This window comes from Chamaesiphon sp. OTE_20_metabat_361 (assembly GCF_031364565.1).
The window spans coordinates 1-2306 of sequence record NZ_JANLWO010000184.1 but is presented as its reverse complement, the minus strand read 5'-3'; the positions used below and the strand labels follow the sequence as shown (position 1 = coordinate 2306).

The window sequence follows — 2306 nt, the reverse complement described above, 5'->3', positions numbered from 1 at the left end:
TGATAGACTTCATCCAATGATAATGGCGCAATCCCGATCGCAAATCGATCGGCTGGGTGGGCTGAGGTGTGGGTAGCAAGAGGGGTAGTTGTCATAATCTAGGTGAAATATCTTGTGAAAATCCGCGCAACATGATATATTCGATCTTATGTGCAAATTGCACTTGTGTGGATAGGTGGCTGAGTGGTCGAAAGCGGCACACTGCTAATGTGTTATGGGGGTAACTCCATCGAGGGTTCGAATCCCTCCCTGTCCGTTCTTAAAACTATTATCAATCGTTCGCAGTGGGCAGTAACAGTCAGTAGATTGTCGTTGCCCATTTTTGCAATTGGAAATACACGTTATGATTTGGCAATCCCCCATCTCTGGTCAGTGAGCGACAGCCGTTGGCGATAGCCTGCCGTAGGCACACTGCCCATCTCTCATCTCGATCGAACTCATCTGAGATCTAACTATCGATAGAAGTTTCGAGTGAGTCCCCGCATAAGGATAGAAAATAATCGAGCGATCGGGCACAATGGAAAGATGAACCAGGTAAATTACTTACGAATTAGCCTCATCGATCGCTGTAACTTTCGCTGTCAGTACTGTATGCCTGAAGGTACCGAGTTAGAGTACCTGCACCGCGAGCAGGTACTAACTGATAATGAGCTATTAACATTGGTTCGAGAAGTATTTATCCCTGTCGGTTTCAACTGTTTTCGGTTGACTGGGGGAGAACCATTATTACGCAAGGGGATTGTCGAAATCGTTCGATCGATCGCCAGTCTCCCAGAGACGCAAGATTTATCCTTGACGACTAATGCTTTTCTGCTGGCGGGAATGGCGCAAGATTTATATCAAGCTGGACTGCGGCGAGTAAATATCAGCCTCGATTCGCTCCATGAAGCCACCTTCGATCGCATTGTCGGTTCATTTGGTCGATCGCGGTGGCAACAGGTCTGGGACGGGATTTTAGCGGCAGATCGAGCGGGATTTACACCGCTGAAGCTAAACGTAGTGGTTATTCCTGGCGTTAATGATACCGAAGTCCTAGATTTAGCTGCTTTGAGCATTGACAAGCAGTGGCATGTCCGCTTTATTGAGTTTATGCCGATCGGTAATGATGAGTTATTTAGCAATCGTGGCTGGATCTCTTCAGAATCGATTCGCCAGCAGATTCGCGAAAAGTGGGGTTTAACAGCCGCACAGGTGCAGGGAAATGGCCCTGCGGATGTGTTTACTATCCCTGGCGCTAAGGGGACGCTAGGATTTATCAGTCAGATGTCAGAATGCTTTTGTGACAGGTGTAACCGGATGCGATTGTCAGCAGATGGTTGGTTGCGTCCGTGTTTGCTCAATGAAACCGGACAGTTGGATCTTAAAACTGCGTTGCGAAATGGTGTCTCTACCAAGGAATTGCGATCGCAAGTGCGAGATTTACTCGCGCTCAAACCAGAAATTAATTACAAAGGACGCGAATCTGGTAATGAAACCGGAACCTATCACCGCACCATGTCTCAAATCGGAGGCTAAAAAACTCGATCGATATCGCTTTTCTGCCTCTCCCATCTCCCATCTCCAAACTCCCATCTGAAACAAAGAGAGTAGATTTTGGATGCAGCCGCCATCCAAAATCCAACATCTCTAGGCTTGTCGAGAGTAGTACTCGACGATTAGTAACTCGTTGACTTGAAGAGCTACCCACTCGCGTTCGATCGTGCCTGTAACTTTACCAGTTAAGGTCGGCTTATCAAATTCCAAATGGTTGGGGGTGTTAGCCAAGCCGGGATATTGGAGATTTGCTTCTACCAATTTCTTGGATGCTTCGCGGTTGCGAACGCCGACGACATCGCCAGAGCGACATTGATAACTAGCGATATCCACGGTGCGTCCGTTGACGGTGACGTGTCCGTGATTCACTAGTTGGCGTGCTGCTGGAATGGTGGGAGCCATTGCCAGACGGAAGACAGTGTTGTCTAACCGCATTTCGAGTAATTGTAATAAAACTAATCCGGTGGAACCTGTGGCGCGTCTTGCTTTTCGCACGTAGCGGAGCATTTGCTTTTCGGTGACACCATAGTTCATCCGCAATTTTTGCTTTTCTTCGAGGCGGATTGCGTATTCAGAACGCTTTTTCCGGTTTTGACCGTGTTGACCTGGGGGATAGGCACGGCGTGGTTCTTTGCGGGTTAAACCCGGTAGGGAGCCTAAACGACGTGTAATTCTCAGTCTCGGTCCGCGATATCGGGACATATATTTCCTTAGTGCTTGATACTTAACCCAAAACTCCCATTATTACATAGGAGGGTGATTCTGACTAGTAG

General features: G+C 47.9%; 2 protein-coding genes and 1 tRNA gene. 2 read left to right on the top strand and 1 reads right to left on the bottom strand.

The features are described from left to right. Positions 1 to 169 precede the first annotated feature (169 nt). Both RMO35_RS05125 and moaA read left to right on the top strand, forming a co-directional pair. Positions 170 to 256, top strand: a tRNA-Ser gene (locus tag RMO35_RS05125). 269 nt (positions 257 to 525) lie between these two features. After that, positions 526 to 1515 (top strand): GTP 3',8-cyclase MoaA, encoded by a 990-nt coding sequence (moaA, locus tag RMO35_RS05120; RefSeq protein ID WP_309739035.1) that lies wholly within the window; start codon positions 526 to 528, stop codon positions 1513 to 1515. 111 nt (positions 1516 to 1626) lie between these two features. On the opposite strand, the gene rpsD is transcribed toward moaA, so the two are convergent. Beyond that, a complete protein-coding gene (gene rpsD / locus RMO35_RS05115; protein WP_309739034.1) occupies positions 1627 to 2235 on the bottom strand; it encodes a 30S ribosomal protein S4 in 609 nt (202 codons plus the stop codon). Positions 2236 to 2306 lie beyond the last annotated feature (71 nt).